Annotated in this window: 20 protein-coding genes; 5 read left to right on the forward strand and 15 right to left on the reverse strand. The window is 40.9% G+C overall.

Features of this window, described 5'->3' with window-relative positions; translation table 11 throughout:
- Positions 1-30 precede the first annotated feature (30 nt).
- The 7 genes from pgm to OA91_RS01610 all read right to left on the reverse strand — a co-directional run bounded on the left by pgm (position 31) and on the right by OA91_RS01610 (position 7,952).
- The gene (gene pgm / locus OA91_RS01580; RefSeq protein ID WP_063337750.1) at positions 31-1,668 is read right to left on the reverse strand and encodes a phosphoglucomutase (alpha-D-glucose-1,6-bisphosphate-dependent); all 1,638 of its coding nucleotides are present in this window, start codon (positions 1,666-1,668) and stop codon (positions 31-33) included.
- Positions 1,669-1,747: 79 nt separating this feature from the next.
- The gene (locus OA91_RS01585) at positions 1,748-2,521 is read right to left on the reverse strand and encodes a 4'-phosphopantetheinyl transferase family protein (protein WP_231870290.1); all 774 of its coding nucleotides are present in this window, start codon (positions 2,519-2,521) and stop codon (positions 1,748-1,750) included.
- An 8-nt stretch (positions 2,522-2,529) separates the two neighbouring features.
- The gene (gene dhbA, locus OA91_RS01590; RefSeq protein WP_063337752.1) at positions 2,530-3,294 is read right to left on the reverse strand and encodes a 2,3-dihydro-2,3-dihydroxybenzoate dehydrogenase; all 765 of its coding nucleotides are present in this window, start codon (positions 3,292-3,294) and stop codon (positions 2,530-2,532) included.
- 61 nt (positions 3,295-3,355) lie between these two features.
- Complete coding sequence (locus OA91_RS01595) at positions 3,356-4,975, reverse strand: (2,3-dihydroxybenzoyl)adenylate synthase (protein WP_063337753.1); 1,620 nt, start codon at positions 4,973-4,975, stop codon at positions 3,356-3,358.
- The gene (locus tag OA91_RS01600; protein WP_197477693.1) at positions 4,972-6,183 is read right to left on the reverse strand and encodes an isochorismate synthase; all 1,212 of its coding nucleotides are present in this window, start codon (positions 6,181-6,183) and stop codon (positions 4,972-4,974) included. The genes OA91_RS01595 and OA91_RS01600 overlap by 4 nt, the downstream gene beginning before the upstream one ends.
- Positions 6,184-6,362: 179 nt before the next feature.
- Complete coding sequence (locus tag OA91_RS01605) at positions 6,363-6,557, reverse strand: MbtH family NRPS accessory protein (protein ID WP_046018351.1); 195 nt, start codon at positions 6,555-6,557, stop codon at positions 6,363-6,365.
- Between the two features lie 225 nt (positions 6,558-6,782).
- Complete coding sequence (locus tag OA91_RS01610; RefSeq protein WP_231870282.1) at positions 6,783-7,952, reverse strand: beta-ketoacyl-ACP synthase III; 1,170 nt, start codon at positions 7,950-7,952, stop codon at positions 6,783-6,785.
- Positions 7,953-8,246: 294 nt separating this feature from the next.
- Here OA91_RS01610 and OA91_RS01615 point away from each other — a divergent pair, with 294 nt between their 5' ends.
- Both OA91_RS01615 and OA91_RS01620 read left to right on the forward strand, forming a co-directional pair.
- A complete protein-coding gene (locus OA91_RS01615) occupies positions 8,247-9,395 on the forward strand; it encodes a patatin-like phospholipase family protein (RefSeq protein ID WP_046018349.1) in 1,149 nt (382 codons plus the stop codon).
- Positions 9,396-9,629: 234 nt separating this feature from the next.
- The gene (locus tag OA91_RS01620; RefSeq protein WP_231870283.1) at positions 9,630-11,828 is read left to right on the forward strand and encodes an esterase-like activity of phytase family protein; all 2,199 of its coding nucleotides are present in this window, start codon (positions 9,630-9,632) and stop codon (positions 11,826-11,828) included.
- 143 nt (positions 11,829-11,971) lie between these two features.
- Here OA91_RS01620 and OA91_RS01625 read toward each other — a convergent pair whose 3' ends face one another.
- From OA91_RS01625 to OA91_RS01645, 5 genes are all read right to left on the reverse strand, one after another.
- Positions 11,972-12,292, reverse strand: coding sequence for a hypothetical protein (locus OA91_RS01625; RefSeq protein ID WP_046018348.1), 321 nt, complete (start codon positions 12,290-12,292; stop codon positions 11,972-11,974).
- A 366-nt stretch (positions 12,293-12,658) separates the two neighbouring features.
- Entirely contained in the window at positions 12,659-13,942 is a 1,284-nt protein-coding gene (locus tag OA91_RS01630) for a nucleobase:cation symporter-2 family protein (RefSeq protein WP_063337756.1), read from the reverse strand.
- A gap of 159 nt (positions 13,943-14,101) precedes the next feature.
- The gene (locus tag OA91_RS01635; protein WP_063337757.1) at positions 14,102-15,430 is read right to left on the reverse strand and encodes a nucleobase:cation symporter-2 family protein; all 1,329 of its coding nucleotides are present in this window, start codon (positions 15,428-15,430) and stop codon (positions 14,102-14,104) included.
- 743 nt (positions 15,431-16,173) lie between these two features.
- Complete coding sequence (locus OA91_RS01640; protein ID WP_082827733.1) at positions 16,174-17,763, reverse strand: lectin-like protein; 1,590 nt, start codon at positions 17,761-17,763, stop codon at positions 16,174-16,176.
- A gap of 343 nt (positions 17,764-18,106) precedes the next feature.
- Positions 18,107-19,504: an aminotransferase-like domain-containing protein gene (locus OA91_RS01645; protein WP_063337758.1), complete on the reverse strand. Its 1,398-nt coding sequence runs from the start codon at positions 19,502-19,504 to the stop codon at positions 18,107-18,109.
- A 172-nt stretch (positions 19,505-19,676) separates the two neighbouring features.
- On the opposite strand from OA91_RS01645, the gene OA91_RS01650 reads away from it, so the two are divergent.
- A complete protein-coding gene (locus OA91_RS01650; RefSeq protein WP_082827734.1) occupies positions 19,677-20,282 on the forward strand; it encodes a LysE family translocator in 606 nt (201 codons plus the stop codon).
- A gap of 49 nt (positions 20,283-20,331) precedes the next feature.
- Here OA91_RS01650 and OA91_RS01655 read toward each other — a convergent pair whose 3' ends face one another.
- Positions 20,332-21,204, reverse strand: coding sequence for an AraC family transcriptional regulator (locus OA91_RS01655; protein ID WP_063337760.1), 873 nt, complete (start codon positions 21,202-21,204; stop codon positions 20,332-20,334).
- Positions 21,205-21,287: 83 nt separating this feature from the next.
- A complete protein-coding gene (locus OA91_RS01660) occupies positions 21,288-21,599 on the reverse strand; it encodes a cupin domain-containing protein (protein ID WP_046018340.1) in 312 nt (103 codons plus the stop codon).
- Positions 21,600-22,009: 410 nt separating this feature from the next.
- On the opposite strand from OA91_RS01660, the gene OA91_RS01665 reads away from it, so the two are divergent.
- Positions 22,010-22,570, forward strand: coding sequence for a DUF4879 domain-containing protein (locus tag OA91_RS01665; protein ID WP_197477694.1), 561 nt, complete (start codon positions 22,010-22,012; stop codon positions 22,568-22,570).
- Between the two features lie 87 nt (positions 22,571-22,657).
- On the opposite strand, the gene OA91_RS01670 is transcribed toward OA91_RS01665, so the two are convergent.
- Entirely contained in the window at positions 22,658-24,040 is a 1,383-nt protein-coding gene (locus tag OA91_RS01670) for a flavin monoamine oxidase family protein (protein ID WP_063337761.1), read from the reverse strand.
- Between the two features lie 215 nt (positions 24,041-24,255).
- On the opposite strand from OA91_RS01670, the gene OA91_RS01675 reads away from it, so the two are divergent.
- Positions 24,256-24,945 (forward strand): response regulator transcription factor, encoded by a 690-nt coding sequence (locus OA91_RS01675; protein ID WP_063337762.1) that lies wholly within the window; start codon positions 24,256-24,258, stop codon positions 24,943-24,945.
- Positions 24,946-24,947 lie beyond the last annotated feature (2 nt).

The following is a 24,947-nucleotide window of genomic DNA, read 5'->3' on the forward strand; positions in this document are numbered from 1 at the left end:
AAAAGGGAGCTATTCGCTCCCTTTTTAATTCTAGGCCAAGGCCTCACCAACCAAATTTTTTGCGCCTTCTTCAAGCTCACTTAAATGAGCTTCAGAAACAAAACTTTCTAGGTAAATTTTATAAATATTCTCTGTGCCTGATGGCCTTGCTGCAAACCAACCATTGGCCGTTTCAACTTTGAGCCCTCCAATTGCCGCTTGATTCCCTGGCGCTTTAGTCAATACACGACTGATATTATCTCCCGCTAAGGTATCCCCTTTTACAGACTCAGCACTTAAGTTAGCCAAGATAGCTTTTGCTTCACCAGAGCAAGGCACATCAATACGCTTATAAAAAGGCGTGCCATATTTCACAACTTGCTCTTGGCTTAGCTGGTAAGGATCTTTACCAGTCACAGCAAGAATTTCAGCGGCAAGTAGCGCAAGAATGAAACCATCTTTGTCTGTCGTCCATACACTGCCATCATGACGTAAGAAAGAGGCACCTGCACTTTCTTCTCCACCAAAACCCATCGCACCAGAATAAAGTCCATCAACGTACCACTTAAAACCAACTGGCACTTCACATAATGTACGACCTAAACCTTCAACAACACGATCAATCATGCCACTTGAAACTAAGGTTTTACCAAACAAGGTATCTGCTGGCCATTCCGGTCTATTGTTAGCTAGGTATTCTATAGCGACGGCTAGGTAAGCGTTCGGGTTCATTAATCCAGATGATGCACATACAATACCGTGACGATCGAAATCAGGGTCGTTCCCCACAGCAATATCAAAATCATCTTTCATTTTGAGAAGATTATTCATGGCATAAGGTGATGAACAGTCCATACGAATACGACCATCTTTATCCAAAGGCATAAAAGCAAAGCAGGCATCTAGATTTGGATTTACGATTTCGATATTTAATCCATACTTATCTGCGATAGGCTGCCAGAACTGAATCCCTGAACCACCCATAGGATCAACACCAATACGAATGCCAGCTTTAGCAATCGCCTTCATATCAATTACTTTATCAAGGTCAGAAACATAGTGATCTATATAGTCAAACTCTTCGACTAGATCAGACTGACTTAAAGCATTACCTCTTAAACGTTTAACCCCTTCTAAACCAAGGCTTAAAAGCTCATTCGCACGTATCGCTATTTTATTTGTAATATCCGTATCAGCAGGGCCACCTTTAGGTGGATTATATTTAATACCGCCATCTTCTGGTGGGTTATGAGAAGGTGTGATGACAATGCCATCTGCAACATCTTGCTGAGCTTGATTATGTGTAAGAATTGCATGGGAAATAACGGGTGTTGGGGTATAGCTATTTGATTGAACTCTTACTCTCACTCCATTTGCAGTAAGTACTTCTAATGCGGTTTGAAAAGCCGCATCTGATAAAGCGTGAGTATCTTTACCCAAATAAAGCGGTCCGCCTATACCCTGCTCTTGTCTGTGCTCAGCAATGGCTTGGCAAATCGCCAAAATATGGTCTTCATTAAAACTTGCGTTTAGAGCGGTTCCTCTATGTCCTGAGGTACCAAAAACGACTTTTTGATCTGCATTTGATTCAATATCAGGTTTTTTACAGAAATATGCCGTCATCAATGCGGGGATATTTACGAGTTGATCAAGGGGAGCAAGTTGTCCAGCTTGAGGGTGAATTGCCATATTTACCTCTAAAATGAAGAATCTCAACTTATGGTCGCTTAAATTTATTTCAGATTCAATCACTTAAAAAAAACTTAATTTAAGGAAACATGAGTTCAAAACCCAACTGCCTTGGTAGCGCTAACATAGAGATCACTTTAGAGTGATAAAAATCAAACTGAACAGAAAAGCTTTGCCCTCTTACCCACTGACCACCTAAATCTCTTTCAAGCGACAGCTCAGCACTTCCTTGTAACCAATCTATTGCGATGACACTCATATCATCAAAATATAAATAGCTTAAAATAAGAGGTGATAAGGCTTTAATAACGCTCTTTTTCACTGAATAAATGAGTGCAAGAGTCAGTTCATCCAAATGAGTCGCAAATCTCAATCTCTCAGCCTGAGTTAAGACGCCAAAGGCTGTATTAGAACTGAGAGCAAACTCAGCTCTTGATTCTGCCCTTGCAACGATACTGACACCGATAGATTGATAGTCTTTGCTTTTTGCAATCATAACCAATGCATAAGGATAACAATGGGCAATACTGCCTATGATACCCTTCGGCCAGATTGGCATATTCTTGTCATCACTTTCTAAATACTCATGATGCACGGCAAAATCAAATAGCAATTGATGGGCACATAAGCGACCAGCGAGATATTCTGCTTGCCGAGTTTGTGTCATTTTTTGCCAAAGGTGATTTAGCGGAAAATCAAAGTATGAAAAGGTATCCTTGCCTTGATAAGCTTTATGAAAATGCTCAAGACTAAAATTGGTTGCCGCAAAAGCAATTTTCTTACTGGGCTCTTGACTCCGTTTCAGCGGCCAAGTTTTATCAAATCTTGGCCAAAACAAGTTTGATGCTAACATTTCCACGATTAAGCCCCTAAGGTTGCACCGCCATCCACGACAATATCTTGCATTGTGATATGGGACGCCAAGTCAGATGCTAAGAAAAGTGCCGTATTTGCTACCTCTTCAACCTGCGCGATTTTATTAAGTGGAATACCTAGTTTGAAACGATCTGCTTGCCCAAAAATAGTGGCAGCATATGCCGCTTTATCTTTAAGCATTGCCTGTAACATAGGCGTATCAGTTGATCCTGGTGATACACAATTACATCTTACTGAGTAAGGTGCTAGCTCTAACGCTAAATTGTGACTCAAACTGATCAAAGCCGCTTTAGAGGCACTGTAAGCCAGCATACCTTTACGAGGAACATGGCCTGCATTAGAGGCAATATTGACAATCGCACCTGATTTTTGAGCTTTAAATTCTGGCATTAACGCCTGCATCAAATAAAAAACACCAGATACATTCACATCAAAACAGGTTTGCCAGTCTTGTTGAGATATTTCATTGGTTTCACCCAGACGCAAAATACCAGCAGCATTAATTAAAACATCAATATCATGATTTTTAAGCAAGGTCGAAACGACGCGACTCACCGCCTCAGCATCACTAATATCCAAGGCTTGAACAACAAAGCCATAGTCTTGATCAAAATCGCTTTTGCGTACCCCATGAAAAGCCTTATCCAAGGCTATCAACTTAGCGCCTTGTTCATGCAGCATTTGCGCAATACATAAACCGACACCTTGAGCGGCCCCCGTTACCCAAACCGTTTTACCTTTAAACTTCATATTTGCCTTCTACTCACACTAAGCCTTTCTGACTCAGCTCAATCTTTTACGTCATTTAAAATTAAATAACTTTTAGTGCTTGAGTTTTTAACGCCTGTTTATCAATTTTGCCCACTGGCGTTAATGGCATGTTTGACAAACATTGAAACGCATCAGGCAAACTGTCTTTTCCTATCCCTAAAGACACAAGGTGTTTACGAATAACCAAGGGCTTAATATCTTTATTTTTTAACACCAGAAAAGCACAGCTTTTTTCACCTAACTCAGCATCAGGCACAGCAACTAATGCCACTTGCGAGATAGCCTCATGTTTCAGCAAAAGGTTCTCTACCTCATGTAAAGCAAGCGTTTCATGGCCTCGTTTAATTTGCTCATTCACCCTACCTACTACTTTTATATTTCCCAGAGCATCCTGTTGCACAAGATCGCCAGAGCAATAAAAGCCTTCAGCATCAAAGGAACTCTGGTTATATTCAGGGCTATTAAAGTAGCCTCTAAAGGTATAAGGGCCGCGTGTCATTAACATACCAATTTGACCCACAGCGACTTCCTGACACGCCTGATTCACCACTCTAACTTCGTCAGCTTCACTCATAGGCCGACCCTGTGTCGTGTAATTAAGCTCTTCATCTAAGCGCGTATAATTCACCAGACCTTCAGCCATTCCAAAGACCTGCTGTAACTGACAACCTAATACTTGCGGCACTAATCTCGCTTGCGCTTCTGCAAAGCTTGCACCGCCCACTTGAAGTAACTTTAAGCTTTTTAACTTGGCTTGATGTTCAGGTGCTGCATCTAACCACAAAGCAACCGCTGGCGGCACTAAGGCTGTCATATTGACTTGATGCTTACTAATAAGCTCAAAGCAATGTATTGGCTCCGATGACTGAGCAATAATCAAAGTAGCCCCAGCATAAAATACGCCTAAGGCCCCTGGTGAACTCATTGGAAAATTATGTTGAATTGGTAAAGCACACAAATACCGTGTATCTTGGTCAAGCCCACACACCTCAACACTCTTTCTAACACTATAAAGATAATCATTATGGGTTCTTGGAATGAGCTTTGAGAGGCCTGTACTACCGCTCGATAGCTGAAAAAAAGCCACTTCATCAGCATCAGATGCCTGATCAAAACTCGGGTTTTCAATTTTCTTATGATCCGCAGAATAGAGAATATCCTGCATAGAAACGGCATAGTCACAGGCTTTTAAAGAAAGGATAGTCTCTATACTTGTTGAAGCCGTTTTTAAACCAGAAACAAACTCTTGGTTAGCAAACAATTCATGCTCTGGTGAAACAATTAATAAACTCGGCGCTAACTGCTCAACATAAGCACTAATTTCCAGCGCCTGCTGATGAAAAAAAGCATTAACCGCCGCCACACCTAGCTTTAATAATGCAAAATATGTCACATAAAACTCTAAACAATTAGGCAGCTGAACAAGCGCCGTATCAAACCGCTTAACGCCTTGCTGATCTAAATAGATAGCAAGGGTATTAGCCATTTGATCAAGTTCGAGATAGGTTACTTGTCTTTCACCATCTATAATCGCGACACTATTAGGATTGCTTTCCACTTGATCTTCAATCATTTGGGTTAGTGGCTCATCGCTCCAATATCCCGCTTTACGATAAGCTTCTTCAAAATTCTTTGGCCAACGACTATAGGCAATGCTCATAACCCTTCTCCTCCACCCACCTCGGTTTTATGAAAACCAAAGGCGTCCATCATGGTTGCTAACTTAGCTTGAGTTTCTAACCATTCAGCATCAGGGCTGGACGCTTCAACAATTCCTGCCCCTGCAAACAGCCTTACTTCATTATGGGAAACCGTACCGCAACGTATCGTCACGACCCATTCACCATTACCTTGTGCATCACACCAACCGACCATGCCAGTAAATAAACCACGCTCGAAAGGCTCTACCAGGTCAATCAACTTTTTTGCTAATCGAGTAGGATAACCACACACAGCCGGTGTTGGATGTAACTGGCAAGCTAAAGTCAAAACAGATTCATCTGCCTGCTTTAGCTCGCCTTTAATTTGAGTTGATAAATGCCACATGCGTGAAGTGCTCATTAACTCAGGTTCATATGGCGCATCTAGCGTGTCGCAATAAGGTGCTAATACATTGCGAACATCATCAATCACCAACTTATGTTCAAAATTGTCTTTTTGAGAATGCTTAAGATCATAAGCATGTTGTTCATCTATTTCTTTGTCCGCCATTCGCTTAGCCGAGCCAGCAAGCGGATTAGAAAAGACACGCATACCTTCTTTTCTGAGAAGTAGCTCTGGGCTTGCGCCAATTAAATCTGTGCTTTCATTCAGAGGGATTTTAAAATGGTAACCAGCGGGATTTTGGCTTAGCAGGTTTTTTATTACTTTTTGCGTATTAACAGGCTCTTTCGTCTTAACTTCGTATACACGAGATAAAACAGCTTTTTGAATATCACTGTGCTCAAAGTTAGCAATGGCCTGTTTTACACCACGTTTAAAGGTGATTTCATCAGGAATACTCTTTGCCATTTCAATCAGGTTTGAATAGCCTGAACTTGAATCTTCTTCTTGTTTAAGCAAGTCGTCACGGTCAAAAAATTCATACTCACTTGGTACGTAAAGACATGACTCTTGGTTTAAATCAAATGGAATAGCGCCAATGAGAATTGGGTTCTCTTGGCCAAGTTCACGAGCCTTATCAAAGGCCTGACTGACAACACGTTGAAATCTTCCTCTTTCGCTTTCTTCACCAAATGCTGGGGTAGAAACTTTAACTAACTGTCCCTTTGCCCTTATGCTCTTATGAGCTGACATATACAAATAGTCAGCTAACTCTTCAGTATCTGATAATTCAGAAGCTGAAGTTTGATTAGAGCTGTTGTTCATCCCTGTCTCCATGAAAATGATATTTGATTCCTTATTGTTTTTTATTTCTAAAAAGCACTAATTCATCGATTAAATGACGTTAAACTGGCAACTAAGTACAAGTGAAAAACAAAAGAGACAATTGCGCACTTGAAAGATTCAAGCAAAAACCGCCCTATCTATTTCTCCTAATTCATACTTTATTTCACTAGAGATTTAGGCTGGGCCCAATGGCGATCAATATAATCAATACAGGTGTCACGATCTCCAGGACCGTATTCTAGATACCATCCCATAGGAATATCCTGTAACTTTGGCCATAAGCTGTACTGCTCATTAAGATTACTCAAGACAACAAAGCCAACTTCATCCTGCTTGTTATTTGAAGTTCCCATCTCTATACACCTCCAAGCGTTACCAATGTTTTATTTTTGATAGCAGAGTCCAAATCAGAGGCACTCTCCTATGCGATAAATAAAATATACGTCAAACTTTAAATGATTTCAAGAATCATTCTCATTTAGATTTATGTTTATTATTTCATCTCCTTACAGTTAAACATCAAAAAAAAACCACCTTGATTTGCATCAAGGTGGTTTTTTAAACAAAGAAAAGAATGATTAACGTTTTTTAAGAACCAAACTACCAATAGAGTAACCAGCACCAAAAGAACAAATCACACCAATATCATCTTTTATCAAGTCTTCGTGATTTTTCGCAAAAGCAATAATTGAACCTGCAGAAGCCGTATTGGCAAAGGTATCCAATACTACAGGGGCTTCATCAGCTGTGGCATCTCTGCCTAATAAGCGTTTGCTGATCAATAAATTCATATTGATATTAGCCTGATGTAGCCACCAACGTCTCAATTGGGAAACTTGCACACCCACGTCATTTAAGTGACTCTCGATATGCTCTGCCGCCATTGGACAGACTTCTTTAAAGACTTTACGGCCATTTTGATGAAAAAGCTTATCTGTCGCGAATGGGTCTTCATCTGTGACTCTCGCAACATAACCAAAATTTGAACGAATATTATTTGAGTAAGAGGTTACGCAACGTGTACCTAATACATCAAAGCTATGTTCAGATTGACAAGTCCCAGCGGTTTCAACAACGACCGCTGTGGCAACATCACCAAAGATAAAGTGCGAATCTCTATCTGTGTAGTTCACTTGAGGAGAAGTTAATTCTGGGTTTATAACAAGCACACATTTAGCACTACCCGCCGCAACCGAATCATGGGCACGCTGCAAACCAAAGGTTGCAGCCGAACATGCCACTAACATATCAAACCCAAAACCTTGAATACCGAGTTTTGCTTGCACTTCAATCGCGATAGCAGGATAAGAACGCTCAGTATAAGCACAGGCAACAATGACCATATCAACATCAGCTGGCGTTTTATTTGCCGCAAGTAAGGCTTTCTCTGCTGCTGCAACCGCCATTTCAGCTTGATGGGAGAATTCATCATCCCCTCTCGCTTCAAGCTTAGGTCGCATACGATTGATATCTAATACACCTTCTTTTGAATAAATATAACGGCTTTTGATACCTGATGCTTTTTCAATAAACGCAGCGCTTGATAAAGGTTTTGGACTTAATTCATCGGCTTCGATTTGGGCGGCATGATCAATATTGTATTGCGTTGCCCAAGCATTATAACTGTCGACTAATTCTTCATTGGTAATTGTATTAGCTGGCGTCCAAAGGCCAACTCCACTGATGACAACATTATTTTTATTACTGACTTGGTTTTCCATAGGATTTACTCGTGTTTTGTCAATCATTTAGTAACATTGTCTCGTAACTGAAACAATTAGTCCATTTACATTATGTTGATATTGTTAATAATAACTATAAGTAATAACTATAATTTACCTTTTTCTTCTTCTTTCTTTTGTATAGCACAAATTATCTTAATTAAATTTATCCAGCGCTTCCTTAAGCTAGCAAAAAACCAACAACCTGTAGCCATTTGCTTGATTCATAAACAAAATTAATAAGTGAGTTACAAAAAACGTTATTGAGGCTTGCCTATCTCTAGCATATGCTTAAATGACTAAAAGGAAGGAGACGCTGTGATGAAACAAAATCATACCGCTTTAATTCTCTCTGGCGGCGGCGCTAGAGCGGCTTATCAAGTTGGCGTTTTATCAGCAATAGGTAAGATGATGCCTAAACACTCCAGTATCCCCTTTCCTATCCTATGTGGTACCTCTGCCGGCGCACTTAACGCCGCCATGTTGGCATCTAATGCTGATAACTTTACTCGGGCAATCAGTAAGCTGGCCTATCTTTGGCGCCATTTATCACCGGATCAGATTTATCATGTGGATTCTCTATCTATGATGTCTTCTGTGAGTCGGATTCTGTTGTCTTTATTTCAACAGGGTAACCCAAAACAACAACTTTCTTTGCTCAACAATCAGCCGCTTAGGCAATTATTACAGCGTTTTTTAGATCTTGATCGTATCAACACTTGCATTCATAGAAAGCATTTACGTGCCCTTAGCATCACAGCCATGAGCTATAGCTCAGGTAAAACCACTAGCTTTTTTCAGGGGACTTCAAGCCTTGAGAACTGGGAAAACAACCGTAACCTGGGGTTAAGAAGCAGACTAACTTATAACCACTTACTCGCCTCCAGCGCCATACCGACTATTTTCCCTGCTCAAAAAATTGGGGAACATTATTTTGCCGATGGCGCAATGAGACAACAATCTCCTATTAGCCCTGCACTTCACTTAGGCGCTAAGAAGGTCATGATTATTGGTGTCAGTGGTAATCGTGCACCAAAACATTGGCACAACGAAATGGCCAGACCTCACCCTCCGTCTATTGCTCAAATCACTGGCCAACTACTTAACAGTGCTTTCATTGATAATCTTGAAGATGATATTCAGCAGCTAGAACGCATAAACCAGCTGAGCATGAATCAACCTCAGAGTAATTACGAGCCGATTGATACCTTAATCATTTCGCCCTCTGTCGAATTAGACCAATTAGCCGCACAGCATTATTCGGATCTACCTCGCAGCTTGAAATATGTCATGAGCTCTATTGGTGCTACCCCTAAAGCCGGTGGAAGTTCGGCGGCAAGCTACCTTCTTTTCACTAAAGATTATTGCCGTAGCCTGATTGAGTTAGGACAAAAAGATGCCAATTGGGAAAAAGATAAAATCATGTCTTTTTTAAATATACCGGTTCATGAGAAGCCTGTTTACGAATAACTCATTTTTCTTTGTGATTAGATTTTTTGCTAAATCATCACTTAATTTCTACTTAAACCCTAAACCCGTTAATTAAGAACTTGCTTATAAAGCACACATATTGGGCCTTTGAGCCCCCTTTCAAAAAACTGACATCTAACCGTCATATGTTTGCACTAAATCAGTCATAATAAATCGGCACTATCTAATCTAACCAAATCACATAAAGCCATAACTTGTTAACAAGAGGTTAGAATGAAAACCACTTTGCTGTCTCAAAAACGTGCAATGAAACATTTACCTAAAACCCTATTGGGTTTAGCTATTATCTCAGCGATGGGCTCAGCTCAAGCTGAATCATTTAACCGTATCGCGACTTGGTCGGTTAAAGACAACCTACCAACTCATCTTGCACAAAGCACAGAAACATCAGCAGAAATCATTACAGCAAGTAAAGATGGCAACACCTTAATTTATTCTGATAGCCCATTAGGTGGTCTTGGCTTTATTGATATCAAAAACGCTAATGCACCAAAGGCCGCTGGTTTTCTTGCCCTTGATGGCGAACCGACATCGGTTTCAACTACAAAAAAGTATGCTTTAACTGGGGTTAACACCTCAGCAAGTTACACGGCGCCAAGTGGTAAAATTAGCGCGATTGATCTAAACACCCATAAAGAAATAAGATCTTGTGACCTTGGCGGCCAACCAGACTCAGTCGCAGTATCTAAAGATGAGAAGTTTGTTGCCATCGCCATTGAAAACGAACGTGATGAAGACCTAAACGATGGCGCCATGCCACAATATCCTGCAGGTAACCTTGTCATTTTGCCACTAGATCAAGGTTTACCAGTATGCACTCAGAAGAAAATGGTAGACCTTAGAGGTCTAGCAAAAGTTGCCCCTACCGATCCAGAGCCTGAATTTGTTGACTTTAATGACGCCAACGAAATCGTAGTGACACTACAAGAAAACAACCATCTCGTTGTTGTTGACGCTGCAAGCGGTAAGATCTTGTCACACTTCCCTGCAGGTGCTGTAAACCTTAACAATGTTGACCTGAAAGAAGAAAGAGCCCTGACATTTGATGGCCAACAAGTACAAAGAAAGCGTGAACCTGATGCGGTTCAATGGCTAGATAATGATCGCTTTGTTACCGCCAACGAAGGTGATTTTGAAGGTGGATCCCGTGGCTTCACCATCTTTAATAAACAAGGTGATGTGTTATTTGAGTCAGGCTTAGAGCTTGAGTATCGCATGGCAATGGCAGGTCACTATCCTGATAAACGCTCAGGTAATAAAGGTGTAGAGCCTGAAGGCCTTGAAGTGGCTAGCTTTAACGGTGAGACCTATATTTTTGTGTTAGCAGAACGTGCTGGCCTTGTGGGTGTTTATAAAGATACAGGTGCTAAACCTGAGTTTGTACAACTTTTACCTTCAGGTATTGCACCAGAAGGAGCCATTGCGATTCCTGGTCGTAACCTATTTGTCACAGCGAACGAAAAAGACTTAATCGAAGATAAAGGCCCTCGCTCTCACGTGATGATCTACCAACGTAGCCAAAACGCAGCAGCCTATCCGCAAATTGAATCTGTGATGAATGGTGACCGTCCTCTTGGTTGGGGCGCATTATCTGGCCTTGTTAGTGATACCAAGCAGAGCAAAAAATTCTATGCTGTTAACGATAGTTTTTATCGTAACCAAGCAAGTATCTTCACTATAGATGCAAACACGACACCGGCAAAAATCATCAGCGCCCTACCAGTTTTAAGAGACGGTTTACCTGCTCAAAAGCTTGACCTTGAAGGGATCACAAATGATGGTAAAGGTGGTTTCTGGGTAGCGTCTGAAGGTCGTACAGATCGTTTAACACCCCATGCGATTTACAACATCAACAAAAAAGGTGAAATCAAAAAAGAAATCCCTTTCCCAGCTGAGCTACTAGCAGTTGAAAAGCGTTTTGGTGCTGAAGGCATTACCCGAATAGGCGATACCCTATGGATTGCGATTCAACGTCAATGGAAGGATGACCCAAAAAACACCACCAAGCTGGTTTCATATAACACTAAAACCAAAGAATGGGGTGCGGTTCGCTATCCTACACAAGAAAGCAAAAAGGGCTGGGTTGGTTTATCTGAAATCACGGCTCACGGTGATTGGGTATACATAATAGAGCGTGACAACCAAATAGATGACAACGCAAAAATTAAGCGTTTATACAAGGTTGCAGTCTCTCAGTTAAAACCAGCCAAATTAGGCTCTAAAATGCCTTTGGTTAAAAAAGAGTTAGCCCACGACTTCATCCCTAACCTGAAAGAAGGTAATGGCTATGTTACTGACAAGATCGAAGGCTTTGCAATTGACAGCAAAGGCGTAGGTTTTGCACTAACCGATAATGACGGTGTGGATGACAGCTCTGGCGAGACACTTTTCTTTACTATCGGAAAAATGTAAAACTCGTTGAGCAAAAAAGGCCAGACATTATGTCTGGCATTTTTATTTAAAATACGGCCCCTTCTGGATTAGGCCCTTTCACTCAATCACAAACCAATTTAAAAATATAAAACTAAAATTTAATACTCAAAATTTTGTAAAACTTATTTTGCGTTATTTAAACTAAAAGCCAAAAATATAGTTAAAAAACCTGCTAAGAAAAACACCATGATGCCCAACAAAATACGGCTTAACCACTGAACCTCTTTATCTTTGCAATAACGCCACTCCTGTTTAAAGAGAAACTTAACAAAGGTTAGATTACTGGTAACTGGATTAAAACTTAGCAGCGTTGGTCTACCTAAAGCATCGAAAACCTTAGGAAACTTCAATTCCAATACTTTAAAAACACGGTAAGTTAGCAACAGCCAAATTAGAAAAGAACAAAAAAGCACGATGACAGATAAAGTAACAAAGGTTTCCAATCCTAACTCCTTAATGCCAAACAATAATGCAGAGCATATTAAACAAGAGACATATGTAAAGTAAGCGAAAAGAAAGGTACCACATTCATTCCAAACTTAAGAGTTTAGTTGGGAAAAGTTACTCTTTTTTAGTCACCTACAGATATAAAGTTTAGCAAAAATTATTAAACTGACTGTGAAGTGAGTCAGAGAATTGGAAATTTAAAACCTATTCTATTGCTTTGAAACTAAAAATACGCAGTCTAAATAGCCAGATATTATTGTAAAGAAAATCATGTATTTAGATTTAGGGTATTTCAAACACATGTATTCTATCGCCACTTAATTAATTCTTTATCTTAAGTAGTCTAATTAATGCTTTTTACACTAGGGCTTTCCCGGTAACACAAGGTTCATTGCCAGTGCCACCAAAGAGCCTGTCGTAATGCCTGACGCCAAGACAACCTGCATTACTTCAGGTAAATGCGCCAGCAACTCAGGCCTTACGGTTACCGCCATACCCGCACAAATCCCCATAGCTACAATGGCGCTATTACGTTTACTCTGCTCTGTTTTGGCTAATATCTTTACGCCGCCAGACACTATCATGGCGAAAATCACCAATCCTGCTCCGCCTAAAACAGGTAAAGGGATAATCACAACCAAGGCAGCCAGCACAGGAAACAAGCCAGCGAGCACCAACATCCCCCCTGTTAGCGCCACCACATGACGGCTTGCAACTCCAGTCATGCTAACAATGCCCACATTTTGAGAGAAAGAAGATAAAGGCGTGGTAGAACAGGTTGATGCCAAAGCCGAACCTAGCCCTTCACATAGAATTCCACGGGAAAGCTTCTTACCCGTCAGCTTGGTGTTAGTGACATCAGATAAAGCGAGGAAGTCACCAGTAGACTCTATGGTGGTCACCAGATAAGCGATCGACATTCCAATAATGCCACTCACAGGGAAACTCATACCAAAATGAAACGGGCTAGGTAAAGCCACCCAAGCGGCCTCTTTTACCGGATTAAAATCAACCACCCCCATAAAAATGCAGGCAATAAAGCCTATTATCATGCCCAATAAAGCAGCCGAGGCAGAAATAATACCGCGCCCCCATTGAGACAGAGCCATCACCACAACAAGGACTAAAAAGCCAATAGTGAGGTTATCTAGGGTGGCATAACCTGGCTCCCCTACTTGTCCACCAGCAAACCAATCTACCGCAACAGGAATAAGAGATAAGCCGATGAGAGTCACAACTGTCCCTGTCACAATAGGCGGAAAGAGCTTTCGAATACTGGCCATATAAAAGCTGCCAATAATCATCACTAGAGATGATACAAGTGCAGAGCCTAAAATGCCTTCAACACCATGCTCTAGTCCTATGGCAATGGATACGCCTACAAAGGTAAAACTGGTTCCCATAACACTGGGCAAACGTATCCCTAAAGACCCAACGCCCTTACATTGAATAAAGGTCACCACACCCGAGATCAACATGGCGGCATTCACCAAAACCACCTTATCTTGAGTTGATAATTCCAGCACACCACCCACCACTAAAGGCACAGCAATAATTGCTCCTAATGCCGCTAACAAGTGTTGGGCCGCTAAAATTAGTGCCGTGAATATGGGTGGCTTTTCTTCCACCTTATAAAAAAGAGACATTCACCTTCCTTAAAAGGGTACAAACAAGGGCAAGGCCCAGATAATAGAATCAAGCAGTTTAACAAAACTAAGTGTCTGATCACACAATGAAAAACACCTTGCCAGCTAAGCCAACAAGGTGTTTTATTTAAACAAAGTAACTAAGAAGTGTTAACTCAATTAAGCTTGCGCTAATTCAGTCGCATCATCGTCTTCTGTTACTTCAACTTCACGTCCTGGTAAGAAGAGGTTCAAACCCAATGCGACCAAGGAACCTGTTGTAATACCTGAAGCAAAAATCACCTTCATAAATTCAGGTAAGTTCGCTAATAATTCAGGCCTTACTGTCACGGCCATTCCAGCGCCAATACCTACCGCAACGATAATGCCATTGCGCTTACTATGAGCGGTTTTAGACAGAATATTTACCCCAGCAGTAATAATCATAGCGAACATTACTAATCCAGCACCGCCTAATACAGACAGAGGAATAATCACAATCAAAGCCGCTAATACAGGAAATAGTCCAGCCAATACCAACATTAAGCCAGTAATCGCAACCACATAACGGCTAGCAACCCCAGTCATACCAACAATGCCAACATTCTGCGAGAAAGATGAGAAAGGTGTGGTAGAGAAAACAGACGCTAGCGCCGACCCCAAACCATCGCACAAAATACCGCGAGACAATTTTTTACCAGTTAGCTTGGTTTTCGTCACATCGGATAAGGCTAAGAAATCACCCGTCGATTCAATGATAGTGACAAAATAAGCGATCGACATACCAATAATGCCACTAATAGGAAAGGCTAAACCAAAGTGAAGTGGGCTAGGCAAAGCAATCAATTCAGCCTCTTTCACAGGGGCGAAATCAACCAAACCAAGCATGATACAAGCGATAAAGCCCAATACTATGCCAATCACAACCGCCGATGCAGCAAAAATACCACGACCAAATTGAGACAGAACAATCACAGTAAAGAGCACAAAGAAACCTATCATAAGGTTGCTTATCGAAGCATAACCTTCTTGCCCTACTTGACCACCTGCAATCCAATCAACAGCAACAGGAATCAAGGTTAAGCCGATCAAGGTCACCACAGTCCCTGTTACCACAGGGGGAAAAAGCTTGCGAATCACTGGCATAAAAAAACTACCAATAATCATGACAAGAGAAGCCACTAAAGCGGACCCTAATATCCCAGCAACCCCATGCTCAAAACCAATGGCAATAGATACCCCCACAAAGGTAAAACTGGTACCCATAACACAAGGTAAGCGTATCCCCACAGGGCCAGCACCACGACATTGGATAATAGTCACCACACCAGAAATCAACATAGCAGCATTCACTAATACCACCATATCTGAAGTAGAAAGACCGAGGACACCGCCAACAACAAGTGGTACAGCGATAATGGCGCCTAATGCAGCAAGCAAATGCTGGGCAGCCAAAAGGATAGAGGTCGCCACAGGTGGCTTATCTTCAACTTTATACAAGAGTTCCATAGAACCCTCCTTTTATTTTTATATTATTGTTAATCAAATAGTTAGCCGGATGAACCGTGCTAAAAACCCGATAAGGTCACCAAGAACAAAAGTGTTAACCTTGCTCAACCGGATGCACCGTATTGATTAGGGTTAACAGGCTCTCCCTAATGGAGAACGAAACAGCTGAACCTCTTGGTCACAGTTCAACTGCTGGGTTTACCTTGTAATCACAAGGCAAAACTAAGCTAATAAAAACGCTAACATTCAGCGCTCTCTTACCCATTCCTCATTTCCTGTAAAAATAAAAAAAGTGGAAATCTCTCATAGAGGCAAACTGTTCATTTCTGGCCTAGTGCCAGTGGCGAGCAATGGGCAAAGCTAATTAAAATCAAAGCAACAAGGGTTTTGTGCCTAAAAGTTTCGTTAAAACATACCTCCTATAAGGTTCGAATAGTCACAAAAGTAACTGGCTTTAAATCAAATTGGATTTTTGCAGGTTAATTCGGTTTTTCAGGAAAGTCTAGATCAAGTCACATTGTGAAACGGCTAATCAAATTTTCACAAAGAAGAATCACCCTTAAGCTTGAGTTATTCGTAAAGGATCGTTGAAAGGTAAAACAAAAAAAGCCTCTTAAGAAACATCCTAAGAGGCTAAAAAGGGAGGAGAGAGATAAGAGAGATAAGAGAGATAAGAGAGCTCATTCATTCCCTCTTATCATGCCCAATAAAAAGCGACACTATGAGAAGCCAGTAAAACCTCTCTAGTTTGTACCTGTCGCCCATAAGGCTTGGCCCGTACCCGAGTAGATGACTAGGTTACCATCTCCTTGTAGCGCTAGCTTGCTTCCTGAAGGATTAGTACCAGAGGCCCATTTAGCAGAACCGTTAGCATCATAAATCACGAAATTACCGTCACCTTGGAAACTGACTTTATAGTCTGATCCCCAATTGGTTCCGCTAGACCATAACGCATTTCCTATTTGACCATTACCATACTTGTAAAGAACGAGATTGCCATCACCTTGCATGCTCAATAATCTGTCATCCGTCACGATAGATTCACCTGCCTTTAGCACTAAACCACCGGCATTAAAGCTTAAAGATTCAGATGTAAGCGCTGAAAAATGAGTCACCTTACTTTGTACTAACCACTGACCTTCTGTTTCTGCATCCGTATGGTTTAACCAAACATGAGTATAACCAACCGACTCTTTTGCTAATTTAAGCTTCTGGTTAGATTGGCTATTGGTTGGCATGCTAAAAGTACCACCTAAGTTGGCACAGGCACTCACCCCATCGGACCATGCTCCGATGGTATTATCCGGAACAAACCAGTTACCACTGGCATCTTCACAGGCAAAGGCAAAACTTGCTGAGCAGGCATTATCATCCCAACGACCATTTTCCCATTGCACAGCACAATCTTGATTGCCGCCTGAGTTATTAGGTTCATTGTTATCCCAACTCCATACAGCTGCCTCAATACGGCCATCATCCATGACCATGTCATCTAAATTGACAATATTGGCACCTGTTGCAAAAGCTTCACGGACTTCATTAGCCGATAAACTATCAATGCCACCTTCAAAGAATTCCTTAATCGTGCCCAGTGTCGTCGCATCTTCCCAAATACGCCCTACTTTACCTAACCCACTAAAAGCAAGATTAGATAAGTCACCATTACTAGAGCAACCATTATCTTTCCATAAAATTATCTGCTTACCAGCAGCTAAAACATCTGCTTTGGTTAAGGTATCTGGGATATCACCACAACCATTACTTGGGTAGATTTTATTACCAAATCTTTCGTTCATTTGGCTATACAAATCACTATGATGCCCTTCTGTCGCATCTTCTATGTATAAGATAAGGACTTCATCTTGGCTCTCTGCGCTTGCTAACCAATCTTTGATTTCATTAAACCCTTCGGTTGCATATTTGTCGTTGATACTACAAACCCCGTGGCACATCAGAAGCCTTTTCGGGTAAGAGAACAGGCTTTCCATTTTAGTCGTCCAATGAACGTCTATTTCAATGAAACGTGCTCCCATTCTTAACTGATCTCTGATGGAATATTTTTGCTGCGGATCGAGATAACGGCACCCTACAGAGAAATTACAACTGGTATAAGCCTCTGAGTTATAGGTGTTGTGTGTGCCTAAAATATTGTTATCGATAATAGGTGCGTAATTATCTAATGCCCTTTGATAATCCATGGCTTTACCCAACCAAGCATTATTAAAATCATCGATAGAGTCTGCGTGAACAGCAGGAGAAAAAACAAAGCTTGAACCAATAATAGTGACGCTTGATGCAGCCAAACTAAAAAGCTTATTAAGAGAATTTTTCATTCATAATTCCTTGTTATTTTTATTTTGAGAAAACAAGCACTCGGCCTGTCTTCGTCATCGTCTGCAAGAAATCAATAAGTCTGCTCACTAATTATCACGCTAAAACGCCATTTAATATCACTAATATCGAGTCGATAAATTAGCGCCATTAAAAAACAGTTTGAAGAAAAATAGCTAACTTAATCCCAAACTTAAACGGTCATTCAAGAAACGAATCAAGAGCAGAGTAATAAATGAAATGAATAAAAAATATTACATCAAATTACTGAAATGAATAATATAAATTGCATAACTGATATTTAGTTATATATTTTTAATGCTAGTAGAAACAATGACTTACTAACTAAATCACCACATCCTGTACTTGCTTAAACGCTAATATAGCCAGCTCAAGTCTTTCAAGACCTTGGTCAAAATCAGCTCTAGTATCAAACCCTCCTAAGGATAAACGTAAGCCATTTTCAACTAATTGCAATTGGTCTTGGTCGGTAAATAAGTCTGCTGTTCTTACTTTTATATTTTGCTGCAACAAGGCGTTATTTAAGGCGTGCATATTGATATTGAGGGGCAAAGGTAGCCATACATTGAGACCACCTGTTCGAGCTGAAAAGCCTAGATTTTTTAAGGTCTTAAGCATGGCATTTTGGCGATAACGCATCTCTTCTGCCAAACGATTTTGATTTTGAGAAAAAGCCGAGGTGAGAATAAAACGAGAGGCAATTTCCACTCCCATACTAGCATTCATCCAACACTGGCTATGCAAACTTTGGTTAAATTTCGCCTGCCAGATTTCAGGTACTAAGGCATAAGCGAGACGTAAGCCACCAGCAACATATTTGGATAAACTAGATAGATAAAAGACCCTATCATTCGCCATTTGTTGCAAAGGTGAACACCAATTTTCAGGTAAAACATAATTTACATCGTCTTCGACAATATAAAAATCATAGCGCTTTGAAAGCCGAATGATCTGCTCTCTTTGTGTTTTGGAATATTGAATATTGGTAGGATTTTGTATGTTAGCCGTAAGATATAAAAGCTTAGGAGTGTGTGCTTGGCAATAGGTTTCTAGTTGAACTAAATCAACACCCTCTTCTGTGAGATCTAATGCCAAGGTTTTCACCTTATTTGCTTTAGCTGCTTTGAAAAAACCTGGGTATGCAAGGGCTTCATGCATCACAGCATCCCCTTGTTCACACAGTATTTGCAAACAAGTAAAAATCCCTTGTTGCGCCCCTTGAGTGAAAATGATGCCTTCTGGCCTTACTTGAATTCCTTTAGTCCCTAACCACTTAGAAAAGAGCTGTTTATGTTTTAGTAAACCTTGATGAGCATAGGTCATCACATCAACTAAACCTACTGGGTCTTGGGCTAACTCTTGCATCGCTTTAGCAAGGACATCCTGTTGCCCCAGCATTGGCTGCATACTCGAAGCAAAATCATAAAACTTAGGGCCCGTCTCCTGCATCAAAGGTACAGCGCTGTCTCTCACATAGGTTCCCGCACCAAGCTTTGCCGTCACCCAGCCACGCTTTTCAGCTAGATCATAAGCTCTGGTTACTGTGCCATGAGTCACTGCAAGTTCGTCAGCTAGCCAACGTTGGGCAGGGAGCTTTTCACTTGCTTTTAGCTCACCAGAGCGAATCGCATGCTCAATACAAGTTGCTAACGCCTTATATTTAGGCTCACTTTTACACTCATGTAAAAAGGCATTCTTGTCCACTTCCCAGTTATTTTTCATCACCTAGCACTCACAGAATTAAAGTTACACAGACTTTGTACCCATACAATAAATTTATTGCCCCTCAATAAGTAGCATGAGAAGCTATAAAAACAAATACAAACCATAAATTGTATCGATACAATTTTCAAGTTTTTGTTTAATTGTCTTAAATTTATCTAAGGAGAGAGTTTTGGAAAGCGCCCTATTAAGCCTTGCACCCGCTATCATTGTTTTTAGCTTTATTAGTACCGTCACTCCCGGTCCAAACAACCTATTACTGGCTCATTCAGGTGCGCATTTTGGTATGCGAAAGACACTGCCTCACGTGCTAGGCATTCGTTGTGGCATGGTCATCTTACATCTGAGTATTTTATTAGGGCTTGGTAAAGTGTTTGAAGTGTGGCCAGTACTGCACCAAGTTTTCACTGTATTGGCTGCCAGCTATATTGTTTACATGTCAATTAAGATAGCGACTAGCAAGCAACCTAGTGAATCCAACAAAGGTGAGCCTATGGGGCTGTTTCAAGCAGCGAGCTTTCAATGGATCAACCCTAAATCTTGGGCAACCCTTATCACCCTAGGCACCGCCTTTACCTTAAGTGGAGACCTCTTTTGGCCATCAGCGCTTATGGGAATTATCCTGCATCAAATCGCGACGCTACCAGGCACCTTTATGTGGATCAGCATAGGTAAATTGGTCGCCCATAAACTGAGTGATCCGACGTTTCATCGTCGCTACAACCTCATCATGGGCGCGCTCTTATTAGCGAGTTTACCTCTTATCTTGATTGCCTAATGCATATGATAAGAGTACAGGCCTGATTAAATAGCGAGCTTGCAGCGTGTTATGAGGTTTGAACGGCTAAATAAATATCTGTTATTGCCTCATTTTCTGACACATCAGGAAAGAAGCGGACTCTTTCAAGCACAAGAGGAAAGTCTCTTAAATCACAACCTTCTTGTCCAATACATGCTTGATAAAGATCACTAATTGTACCTGCAAGTTCGTCATCACTACCAAGGTGGCGCACTTTCAAAAATGGACCTTGTTCTAATCGTCTCAATTCTAGTCCTGCTTCAATGCTATTGGAGTCCAATGAATTCTTAAAATACTCACAGGCAATATCGAATCGAAACTCACTGGCTGGCACAGTGTTAGGGTCATGATAAAGCAAATTGAACGTTCGGCTTTTACTCGGTGGTAAGCTTGATGTTTTACGCCAATCAATAAAGCCCCGTATCGTCTGGCCTAATAAAGCAGGATCACCTTTATGGCTCAAATAAGCTAATGTCATACTTTCAAGCGTAACAAGCTCAACGGGGGCGCTTGCATGATTAACCGACTTAGCTTTCCTATCAGCTAAAGCAAAGTGATGATTTTTCTGCCAGAAAGACCAGTCTGCAGCTTGCCTAAATGCACTTGGTGTTTGATTAAACACCTTCAAAAAAGCCCGACTAAAAGCTTCAGGACTCTGATAGTGCGCATTTAAAGCAATATCGATAATTTTATCTTCACGATAAGCCAACTGATAAGCAGCACGTTTAAGCCTCAAATTCTTTATCAAGTCATAAAAATTAAGTTCGTAATAGGCTCTAAACTGTCGTTGAAAGTGGAACTGAGACAAGCCAACGAAAGCACTAATCTCTTCGGCATTAAGCTTTTTATCTAAATGCGATTCAATATAACTAAGTGCATCATCTAGCTTTTCATCATGCATAATCCTATTCCCTACTTAATCGTCTAAATCAACAGATGTCTATTCAGATGTCAGAATAGACACTTTAAGCAGGGAAAACTTGATCAATCCTGCTTTTCGAAAATAATCGACAAACAGGCTTCAGATTCAGGCAAGAATTTATGTAAAAGATTCGCTTCTATGGTGAATTGCTGGCCTTGCTTCAATACTAAACTGTCTTCTTTAAGCATGAGGTGACATTCACCTTCTAATACCAGAATGGTTTCGCTGGCATGAGTGTGGAGTTCATCGGGATACTCAACGCCTTCGCCTAAACGTAATAACAATTGCGTAAGCTTATCTGTCTGGCGTACTAAATGGTCTGTGTCTATTTCGAGTTGTCTTGCTGTCGTAAGTAAATCTTGTACCTGAATCATAATGTTTTCTCATTAAATTTTTAAAAGGCTAAACATTAGCCGCGAAATCATTTGGAATAAGACAGATTCAATTCAGGCAAGGCTGAAAACACCAAAAGCATGTAGAAAAATGCGGGCGTTCTAGCTGATTGCATAAGATTTGTGATGAGGTTTATAAGCATGGCTGGAGTCTAGCAAAGAAATCAAGCATCTTAAACTGATTCAGTTTCACGCCTAATCATCCAAAATGAATCAAGCGATTTTCAAATAGGATAAGGCCCTCACCACATTTTAGATAAAACTGCTTCTTTAAAAGAGATTAAAGAGCTAAGGCCCCGAATCCATTAGGCTAGCCGCCATCACTAAGCAGAAGGTTTAAATTTTAGTAAATAGCTTGGTGGAGAACATTCTACTTTAAAGGATTCAAACACATGAAAAAGCAACTTATTAGCCTTGCTCTTATTACAGCAGGCATGACAGGAAATGCAATTGCTGCTGATATTGAAGCAGGCGTGGTAAAACGTATAGCCGATCAGAGCAAAATGGCACCAAAAGGTATCGCACCATTAGACCTATCGAACATCAGCATAGACACAGGTGCCAAAACGCTATCAAGTTTTGCTCCTGCAACAGGTATTACTTATTTTGAAATAGGTCACATAGGCTCTACTAACTATGGCGGCTGGGAAGCTGTTTCAAGCTACCAAAGCAGCACAGTCAATGACCATGGTGGTACAGAGTTATACGCTTATGTATGGCAGTTTGGTTACGGTAATATTAGTTCTGCTACATTTAACGGAGTTAGTAAAACACCAGAGCAAAGCCAATATCGCTGTGGTACCGATTTGCATGTTTGTGCAACAGGTGAAACAGTGACAGGCTGGGCTTATCTATACAATTTAAGTGGCCAAGAAAGTGGCACCTTCAACGTTTCTGCTAATTCAGTCGCATCCCCGTTTGGTTATTGGAGCGATTCAATCTATATCCAATAAAATTTTGTAGGCCTGTATTCAATCACTTTACTCAATACAGGCCATACTACAAGCGGCTCTTTTTATAGATGCATGCTTAATAATGCTCTACTCAAGATGCATAGAAATAATTCGGTTCGCTTCCCTCTCCCCAGATAAATAGGCCCCATGAACTGTGGCAGAATATTTCGCATGGGTGGCTTCTCCAGCGAAAAACACCTTGTCATACATGGGTTCAGCTAACTTATCCCTCATACTGGCACTCACACCTTTAGGCACATAAGAGTAAGAACCATAACTAAAAGGATCTTGGCTCCAACGGGTAATAATGTTGCCTGTAGGGTCTGGAATATCCTTCCCATAAATCTTTCTTAATTCCCCCATAGCCAAACTGATGATTTCTTCATTCGAGAAGTTCTCAACTTCTTTGCCATACTGGGCCACATTAAATGCAGTCAAAATTGGTAAACCTGTCGCTGGCTCAAGGTTAATCCAGTAACTCCAATGGCCTTTTTGCTCACTTACCTTAGCAAGATTGGTCACATCCTTATCCCAAAATACATCATCAAAGGCTAGATAGACCTTATTAAGTACCCCTATAGAAAGGCTATTGATCGCCGCTTGTTTTTGCTCTGGTAACTGAGGCTCAAAGGCAATTTTGTTTTTCTTCAACACCCCTAAAGGTACAGTCACTATCACGTGATCCGCTTTAAACACACCATTACTGGTACCTACTTCAACTTGCTTATTGGTGTAATTAATACTGCTTACCCAAGTATTTAGGCGAACATCGAGACCTCTCGCTAATGCTTTTACTAAAGCATCATAACCTTCTGGAAAAATAACATCTGGGCCATCAAAACCTTCATCCTTCCATAAACCTGCCAATGAGATATCTCGGCTATCGGCTGCTGCATCTTGCTCTATCATGGCATTGGCAAAAAACTCGACTTCAGCTTGGCTGAAGTTGTTAAAATCGCCACTTTTTACACCCACATCAATGGCATCCTGCACACTTGCTTCACTGTCATTAAACAAGGCTTTGGCTGCCCAAAAATAAAAGCTATCTTGCTTCTCTGCTAAAGCATCATCTATTTTTGTCGTCTCATTACCATCAATGTCATAGGTAACTTGGTTTTCATAATCCCACTCGTACATGGGGAGGCCCAAATCTTTCGCTAAAGTATGGATAGGGTTACCTTCTATTCCATGAATCCAACTGGCGCCAAGATCCACAGGCCTACCAAGAGAGTCATCACTCCAGACACGCCCACCAATTCTATCTCTACCTTCAAGCACTGTGACATCAAACCCTTGTTGGTTTAATTGATTGGCCGCCTTGATACCAGACATACCAGCGCCAATAACAAGCACACTGATTTTGGCATTCTTCGCACCTTGGCTAACAGACTGCTGATTATCTGTTGTGGCGCTACATGCAAACAGTGTCACGGTTGAGAGCATAAGCCCTAATTTTTTATATAACCCCATCCTAAACTGCCTTGATCGTTTCGATTATCATGTCTAAATCAGTCTAAAATTTAACAAACTCACTCAGGTAAGGCTGTCAGCCAGTCTTATATTTTGTCAGCTGATGTAAGCTTGTCACTTTTAATAGATGAAAAAGCTTAAAATGACTGTCACCTGTTAAATAAGCTCAGCACCTTTAACAGAATGAAAGAAAGCCATAAAAGTAAGGATAGTAGGTGAAAACTAACGATAAGTTTAATCTTCTCATTGTTGAAGATGACCAAAGAATCGCCAAGTTATTAATGCAATTTCTTCGCTTAGAAGGCTTTGAAGTAGACTGGCGAGATACAGGAGAAGCCGCCATTGACTATCTTCAACAGCACTCCCCCGACCTTATTATTCTAGATTTAATGCTACCTAAAATGGATGGTCTCGAAGTTTGTGAAGCCATTCGCCCCACATTTAAAAACAGCATATTGATGCTGACAGCCAGTGAAGGCGACCTACAAGAAGTCACAGCATTAAACGCAGGCATTGATGATTTTTTAAATAAGCCTATTCGCACTCATGTGTTACTGGCACGCATCAATGCGTTAATGCGCAGACAAGCCCCCAAAGAATTGAGTGTTTTAAAAATAAAAGACTTGCTGATTGATAATAAAAAGCGCCAAGTGACTCGAAATGACACCCTGATTGATCTCTCAGGTTCTGAATTTGAATTACTCTGGGTCATGGCAAATCGCGCCGGTACAGTGATAAAAAGGGATGACCTTTTCTATCAATTAAGAGGAATAGAATATGATGGCTTAGACAGATCCATTGATATGCGAATCTCTCAACTTAGAAAGAAATTAGCAGCACCAGATATCAGCACAGATTACATCAAAACATTACGCCAACTTGGCTACTTATTTATGCAGGATTAAAG

The sequence above is a fragment of the Marinomonas sp. SBI8L genome (assembly GCF_001624705.1).
Lineage (GTDB): Bacteria > Pseudomonadota > Gammaproteobacteria > Pseudomonadales > Marinomonadaceae > Marinomonas.

Coding starts and splice junctions, on each gene's coding strand:
- pgm (WP_063337750.1), bottom strand. CDS start 1,668: ATGGCAATTCACCCTCAAGCTGGACAACTTGCTCCCCTTGATCAACTC.
- OA91_RS01585 (WP_231870290.1), bottom strand. CDS start 2,521: ATGTTAGCATCAAACTTGTTTTGGCCAAGATTTGATAAAACTTGGCCG.
- dhbA (WP_063337752.1), bottom strand. CDS start 3,294: ATGAAGTTTAAAGGTAAAACGGTTTGGGTAACGGGGGCCGCTCAAGGT.
- OA91_RS01595 (WP_063337753.1), bottom strand. CDS start 4,975: ATGAGCATTGCCTATAGTCGTTGGCCAAAGAATTTTGAAGAAGCTTAT.
- OA91_RS01600 (WP_197477693.1), bottom strand. CDS start 6,183: ATGAACAACAGCTCTAATCAAACTTCAGCTTCTGAATTATCAGATACT.
- OA91_RS01605 (WP_046018351.1), bottom strand. CDS start 6,557: ATGGGAACTTCAAATAACAAGCAGGATGAAGTTGGCTTTGTTGTCTTG.
- OA91_RS01610 (WP_231870282.1), bottom strand. CDS start 7,952: ATGATTGACAAAACACGAGTAAATCCTATGGAAAACCAAGTCAGTAAT.
- OA91_RS01615 (WP_046018349.1), top strand. CDS start 8,247: ATGAAACAAAATCATACCGCTTTAATTCTCTCTGGCGGCGGCGCTAGA.
- OA91_RS01620 (WP_231870283.1), top strand. CDS start 9,630: ATGAAAACCACTTTGCTGTCTCAAAAACGTGCAATGAAACATTTACCT.
- OA91_RS01630 (WP_063337756.1), bottom strand. CDS start 13,942: ATGTCTCTTTTTTATAAGGTGGAAGAAAAGCCACCCATATTCACGGCA.
- OA91_RS01635 (WP_063337757.1), bottom strand. CDS start 15,430: ATGGAACTCTTGTATAAAGTTGAAGATAAGCCACCTGTGGCGACCTCT.
- OA91_RS01640 (WP_082827733.1), bottom strand. CDS start 17,763: ATGAAAAATTCTCTTAATAAGCTTTTTAGTTTGGCTGCATCAAGCGTC.
- OA91_RS01645 (WP_063337758.1), bottom strand. CDS start 19,504: ATGAAAAATAACTGGGAAGTGGACAAGAATGCCTTTTTACATGAGTGT.
- OA91_RS01655 (WP_063337760.1), bottom strand. CDS start 21,204: ATGCATGATGAAAAGCTAGATGATGCACTTAGTTATATTGAATCGCAT.
- OA91_RS01660 (WP_046018340.1), bottom strand. CDS start 21,599: ATGATTCAGGTACAAGATTTACTTACGACAGCAAGACAACTCGAAATA.
- OA91_RS01665 (WP_197477694.1), top strand. CDS start 22,010: ATGAAAAAGCAACTTATTAGCCTTGCTCTTATTACAGCAGGCATGACA.
- OA91_RS01670 (WP_063337761.1), bottom strand. CDS start 24,040: ATGGGGTTATATAAAAAATTAGGGCTTATGCTCTCAACCGTGACACTG.